Here is a 6,666-nt window from a genome sequence, read left to right on the forward strand (position 1 = left end):
GAAGGATGACACGGAGAAGCCAGCAACATTACTAAACTAAGACCAAGAGTCCCCGGGGCAGCTTAGCAGGCCTCCGCCTTATGAATAGACCGAACGAAGGAATGTAAGCGCAAATGACGCTAAGAGACATGGGAGGGTACGTCATCATAAGTTTCGCAGAGATCTATTGTGCATCACATAGTGGAGAAAAAGCTAATGATTTCCATTAGTTTTAGCGAAGCGTACGCTCAATTTAGTAATAAAAACCAGAATTTCAATACTCTGTTTAAAAGTAGAATGAAAAAATAATTCCCATAATACACCGAGTGGTGCAAACCGTTGATACATCAATGTTTATAGAGGGAGGTTAGTTCAACAAGGTTCGGCAAAAAAGAATAATGGTTTAAGCGCATATATAAATCGGGTAGTAACAATTGAATATAAATAATTGACCACTAACATAGAGCATCTATGGGGAGGCAGCACTATGGCTTACTTGTTGGGAAATCTAAAAGCATCTTTAGAGCAACCAAGGAACGTTTAAATCTTCTCAACGAACGTGGTGTTGAAGCATTAAACATTCTTTATCCAGGACTAAATTATGGTGGAATGCTTTATTATCAGCTTTTAGAATCTTTACCCAAAGAAATCTCAGCCGAATCCTTGAATCTAAGGGAATATATCCTGAAAAGTATGAAAATTTAAGATAAGTGCTGTTATGTAAACATATTTTAGGTAAATGACTGTTTGTGAAAATATATTTTTTATTCCGATATTCAATTGTCTTGAAGTATGTTTTGTAGTGTTACAATACAGTTAAAAAGGAGACCATAATGTGGAATTGAAATTATCCAATGGAGAACATATATTTTATCACTTTGAACAAATTGACTATTATATAGAGAATGCTGTCTCTTTTATAGTCTCCGGTATTAAACAAGGAGACCATATAATATTAATCGAAAATGAAAGCATTTCTGTAAGGATATTTAATAAAGTTAGATTAGTGCTTACCGCTGAAGAATTGTCTAACGTACACTATACAGACAACTTTGCTTTCTACTGTAAACACGGGGATTTTCATACGCCAACGATTGTAGCGGATTTTGAAGAAATTTTAAAACCGTTCCTTGATGAAAATTTAACGATTCGAACATGGGCTCATGTAGAGTGGGGGCATCAGCTAGAAATAGAACAAAAAATAAATCAATTTGAAGAAGTAGCAAATAAAAGCGTAAATGAAATGGGGTTAGTATCAGTTTGCGCATATGATACAGCAACAATAACTGAATCTATAATGCAAAATTTAATGAAAAGCCATGAATTCCTCATGACAGACATTGAACTTCGTCCTTCCGCTTATTACATCAGACCAATTATAGTATAGTTGCTATGTTTAGTTTTGTTCTCACCTAATTCATTTTGATATTTTAAACTGACTGCATGAACGGCGGCTTTTTTCTTGTTGAACTAAAGGGGCAGTTTAGTTGTATAAGAAATTTCTATAAGTCCTAATTTATCTATTTTTCCTGTTTTATTTTGGCAAGTCATTCACTTCATATGCAACCCGTATTCCAGATTCAATCGCCCCTTGCATCCAAGCGTGGGTAAGCGAAGTATGTTCACCGGCAAAGTGCACTCTTCCTTCAGGTATAGGGATATAAGGATGCAACTCGGTTTCCTGACCCGGTTCAAAAGCAGTGAAAGCTCCAGAAGAATATTCATTATCGACCCAACTAAAGGAAGTTCCTGACACAAACTCATAATAGACTTGGTCTCCGTAAATTTCAGCTAAGTTCTTTAAAGCATATTGAATGCGATTTTCGTTGGATAGTCCGTTCCATGTTAAAGCCTCATCCGCCCATGTATAGCTTGCTAAAACCACAGCTGGCCCTTTTGTACCAATCCCCTGACTTGGGTAATAAGTGAATCGAATCGGAAGGTCGGTTATGGATTTACCACCATATTGATAGTGCCTTTCCCAAAACCTGCTTTTAAACTCGATTCCGATTTTTGTTGCGCTCATATAGTTCAGTTCACGAATCGCTCTCCGTTTATAATAGGAAAAAGAATGGTATGGTTCAACTTTCACAAATCTTAACACTGAAAAGGGGATGGTTATGATGGCAAGATCACCAGTTATGGTGGAATCCTCTAAGGTGTGCTGATGGGTGGAATGGATGGTTACTCTGTTGTTATGTTGGACAATTTTCGTCATCCTTTGATTGAACATAATAACTTCTTCTATTTGCGGGAGAAATGCCTTTGGCAGTAGATCCATACCACCGGTTATCTCATAGAAACGATTTGCTCTGAAGGACGCCTCTTCTCGCAAAACTTCAATAAATGACATCCCCATATATGCTTCTAAGTCAAGGAGTACACCGATCATATCAACCGCGCCATCTGAAAAAGTCGTTCCATATTGATAATGGTAGGATTTTAAGAAGGTACCTAGTGAGTAGTTTTTAAATTCTTTTTCTACGAGATACCAATTTCTCGTTGGGTCTTGTTTAATAAAATCGAGAATTGGCTGTGTAGCTTTTTTCAGCAGTTCCTCTGAGCTTTTACCTCTTTCATTTAGGGCAACGGGAAAGTTTAGAATGCCAGGAGAATGTTCAAAAATGTTAAGACGTGTTTTGATTCCATTGAGATAAAGAATATCCATTGGAGTTCGGTTAATAAACAGGTTTAGGGTTAACCCGAATTTTTTAATATACTCTAAGGTCAAAAAATGAACATCAGGAATACGCATTGGGCCTGGGTTAAAATAAAGCCCATTACTAAAGGGGGAGCGTATGGTATAGGCACGTCCGCCTACCCTGTTATTTGATTCAAGAATTGTGACGATGTGCCCCGCCTCTTGCAATAGGGAAGCCGAAACCATTCCAGCTAGTCCTGCGCCAACAATAGTAATATGTTTGGGAACTTGCGACTTTTTAAGCCCATTTCTAATAATGCTAATCATTTGTTGAGTCGTTAATTGATTATCTTTGTTATTAGGCATCTCATCTCCTCCAGTAAAATAGATTTATTACATTGTATTCACTTGTATAGATGCCTATGAGTTCCTACTATTTATGGATATCTACTTTATTAGCTGAGGCACAAATGAAATTATTAAATAAAGCAAAGGAGACCCCACTTTACTTAATAAAGGAGGTTGCTGCGGCAAACTTTTTCTTACGGAACTAACGGGGCAGGATAGTTGAAGAGTACTGTTTGATCTTTATTCAACAATTGGCCATATTCTGGAGTAAGAAAGGAAATCAGATGCTTCATCTGGAATTTGTAAGTTATGCCTGAAAAGAGCATTATTTTAGTAAAAGGGGGAGAGGGATGGATAAGTTATTACAAGAAATCATAAATTGGGTCAGAATGACTGATGAACAGATTGTTATTGGCATTTCAGGACATGGTGCTGCAGGAAAAACGACGTTTGCCAATAGGCTCGCAATCCTACTAAATCAAAATGAAGTGAATTATATTAATACAGATCCATATATTGTTAGTTCGAACATACGAAAGCATGCAGTTATCGACTATACATATCAAAACGAAAATCATCGTTATAAAATGACGGCTTGCCATCCATCAGCTCATCATTTGCATTCTTTAGAAAGAGATGTTCAGATGGTTAGAGATGGTTTAGATTTATATACAATAGATACGCATTATATGAAAAGTGAGTTAATTTCTTCGAAAAACAAAGTAACGATTATAGAAGGAATGAGTGTCGCGTTTATTAATCCAGATTTATTTGATTTAGGCTAAGTTAAAGGTAAAGGTTGATTTATAAAATATAATAATTGTGAAAGCTTTATCTTAACTAACGAGGCATGTTACTTTAACCAAAAATGCCCTTTTAAACGAGAACTTACATTCGCATTAGTGATATAATTATGTTACAAATGGGAGGTCTCATATGAACCTAAAAAATATAAACATTAACGAGCGTATGGAGTATTATAATGTATCTGGTTTAAGCATTGCAGTAATTGAAAACGGTCAAATCAGTAAATCAGAATGCTATGGTTTACTTGAAACAGGAACTAATAAAAATGTGAAAAGTAGTTCAGTTTTTAATGCTTGTTCAATTAGTAAGTTTCTAACATCAATTTTAGTTATGAAACTAACAGAACAAGGTATTCTTGATTTAGACGAAGAGGTAAACATCCGGCTTTCATCGTGGAAAGTTCCCGATAATGAACTAACTAAAAATAATAAAGTTACACTTCGAAATTTACTAAGTCATCAATCTGGAATTATTGACTCTGAAGGTAGTTTTACTGAACTCAATTCAATTAAAATTCCTTCAATGGTTGAACTGTTGGAGGGAAGAACATCCTATTGTAGGTTACCTATTGAAGTGCAGTATGAACCAGGTAGCGACTTTCAATATTCAGATGCAGGTTTTTGCATCATACAGCAATTAATAGAAGATGTGACTGGAAAACCTTTCAAGGAGGTTATAGATGAACTTATATTTCAGCCTTTAAGAATGAACAACAGCACATTAGAAATGACAATATCAGAAGAGGAAAGAGAAGATTTTTCTTGTGGTCATAACAAAAATGGTGGATTAGTAGACGGAAAATATCCTATATATCCTTATCCAGCAGCATCTGGACTGTTGACAACACCTTCGAATTTAGCCATTTTGGTTATTGAATTAATAAATTCATTAAAAGGTGAGAGTAAGATTGGTCTTTCTTCAAGTAAAGCAAAAGAAATGATTAAATCACAAGGTTGTAAAGAGTGGACTGGACTTGGATTGTTTTTAGATGGCTCAGACCAAGAAATTGAAATTTCATCACTTGGCTGGGGTGTAGGCTATCAATGTATGATGGTGGCGTATCCTTATTTAGAAACTGGAATGGTCATTATGACGAATACAGATTTAGGGATTCATCAATTAAAGGGTATCATTGGAGATATATACAATGCCCTTACCTTTTAATTGTTTTTGAACTAAAAATGATAGTGAAATAAATGAGCTTGGAGATACTTTTCCAAGTTCATTTAAAATGGAATAATGTGGTGATTTTTTTTGATAAATATATAGATTAACACATTAGAGATACCTTATGATTTTTAGAAGGCTGTGTTTCTAAGTCTTAATGTATCTGAGGTTTCCCAAGTTCCGTGAACACTCGCTAAAATAAGCATCAGCTTTTTCTTACTTAAATCGTTTTCCATTTTCCGAGTATCTAGGAACTGAAACCACACCAGGTATAACTGCAAATACTTCGTAGAAACTCCATTAAATCGACTTATCCATTTCTTTAACCGAGAATGGTAATTATTAATATTGTTAAGATGATAGATGCCTTTCTTTAGATATTCCTTCTTACTTCCATTTATGATTATGTGTTCCACGTTGTTATTAGCTGTAAAAGACTTATAAGAATGATGGGCATCAGAAATAAGAATCGTATCACTTTCGAAGTGCGGTGTGAGGGTTTTATCAATTTGCTCCGTTAGAATTCTGCCTGAACCGACACGCTTCGAGAGGGTTGTTTTGTTTCGGTCTCTTGCGACCAAAACACAGACTTGTTCATTGGAAATACCTCTTTTAGCAGCCGAACCACCACGTTTTCTTGATTTACGAGTTGGGATTACTTTTCGACCTTTATGACTTTCTAAGAAATAAGTTTCTACTTCTACTATTCCTTCAAATGTGCCGATACTTTCTTTCGCAAGAGCAGACAACACTTTATGTCTCCAGTAAAAAGCAGTTACGTGAGTGATTAACATAAGATTTTTGTTGTGGTCCTGATTGTTTCGTTGTTGAACTTGCTACTTGTGGAGTGATAATTTGATAGGTTGAAGTAATCAGGTCTTTTCTCAAATATCCATCCCATTGTTCATTTAACTCTTTCTCAATGAAGGACTTCTTGCCTTTAGCAAATGCCAAACCTATTCCTAAACTTTGCTCTTCAATTTCATGACTGCTTCAACATCCTGTATGAAATTAGAGCGAAAGAACTGAGAGGGAAACGAAGAGAGGCCGTATATTTTTATGCGTTTGTTTCATCTGTTCCTCCCTTTCCTCTTGAGATGATAAGCAGGAGAAGCGGGAGTAAACCAAATAAAAACAATGCGACATGGCCGACGAAATCTCCTTGTTTAAATAGGTCATTGATATTTTTCGGAATCATGGCAAGGATGTATAGAATCGGAAGCAAGCCAAACATGAATGGGTGAATGCTCTTTTTCGTAAGTTGAGCCAGCCCTAAAGCAGCTGCAAAGTATGTGATGGTAAATGTAGCAAATATTTGCATGATCCAAACCACGAGTAATAAAGATTCAAACCTTTCAAAGATCAAACCGGAGATTTCAAAACTCCGTATAAGATCAAGTGTCGGCCATGTTCTCAGGACCACTCCATCAACAGATAATGCCCCGATAACCATTACGACCGTTATCACATAAAAAATCAATGGAATGGTAACTCCAACAAGCAGGGCTTTTACTGCTTTTTTTGGCTGATTCATAAACGGAACAAGCAGTAACATGACTTCAGGCCCTGAAAAAGCGAGAGCCGTTGTTTTTACTCCTTTTTTGTACAGGGATGACTCCGTCTCCTAATACCGGACGCAGATTATCGATCTCAAATATTTTGAAGCTCATAAAGGTAACAACCAAAAAAAGGATAACTGTCAAAGGTAAAATAATTTCAAAAAG

3 protein-coding genes and 3 pseudogenes are annotated in these 6,666 nt (G+C 36.0%); 3 read left to right on the top strand and 3 right to left on the bottom strand.

Going from position 1 to position 6,666, the window contains the following annotated elements; translation table 11 throughout:
• The first annotated feature begins 814 nt into the window (after positions 1–814).
• Positions 815–1,366 (top strand): MEDS domain-containing protein, encoded by a 552-nt coding sequence (locus tag ADA55_RS22885; RefSeq protein ID WP_048687787.1) that lies wholly within the window; start codon positions 815–817, stop codon positions 1,364–1,366.
• 147 nt (positions 1,367–1,513) lie between these two features.
• On the opposite strand, the gene ADA55_RS22890 is transcribed toward ADA55_RS22885, so the two are convergent.
• The gene (locus tag ADA55_RS22890; RefSeq protein ID WP_048687788.1) at positions 1,514–2,986 is read right to left on the bottom strand and encodes a flavin monoamine oxidase family protein; all 1,473 of its coding nucleotides are present in this window, start codon (positions 2,984–2,986) and stop codon (positions 1,514–1,516) included.
• A 332-nt stretch (positions 2,987–3,318) separates the two neighbouring features.
• Here ADA55_RS22890 and ADA55_RS22895 point away from each other — a divergent pair.
• Together ADA55_RS22895 and ADA55_RS22900 are read left to right on the top strand one after the other, a co-directional pair.
• Positions 3,319–3,747, top strand: a pseudogene (locus ADA55_RS22895) (phosphoribulokinase); the annotation flags it as partial.
• A 157-nt stretch (positions 3,748–3,904) separates the two neighbouring features.
• Positions 3,905–4,939 (top strand): serine hydrolase domain-containing protein, encoded by a 1,035-nt coding sequence (locus ADA55_RS22900; protein WP_048687790.1) that lies wholly within the window; start codon positions 3,905–3,907, stop codon positions 4,937–4,939.
• 134 nt (positions 4,940–5,073) lie between these two features.
• On the opposite strand, the pseudogene ADA55_RS22905 reads toward ADA55_RS22900, so the two are convergent.
• Positions 5,074–5,730 (bottom strand): annotated as a pseudogene (locus tag ADA55_RS22905) (IS1595 family transposase); the annotation flags it as partial.
• Positions 5,731–5,999: 269 nt separating this feature from the next.
• Positions 6,000–6,666, bottom strand: a pseudogene (locus tag ADA55_RS22910) (GerAB/ArcD/ProY family transporter); the annotation flags it as partial.

It is taken from the genome of Bacillus sp. 220_BSPC (genome assembly GCF_001054655.1).
Lineage (GTDB): Bacteria > Bacillota > Bacilli > Bacillales > DSM-1321 > Peribacillus > Peribacillus frigoritolerans.

Coding starts and splice junctions, on each gene's coding strand:
- ADA55_RS22890 (WP_048687788.1), bottom strand. CDS start 2,986: ATGCCTAATAACAAAGATAATCAATTAACGACTCAACAAATGATTAGC.
- ADA55_RS22900 (WP_048687790.1), top strand. CDS start 3,905: ATGAACCTAAAAAATATAAACATTAACGAGCGTATGGAGTATTATAAT.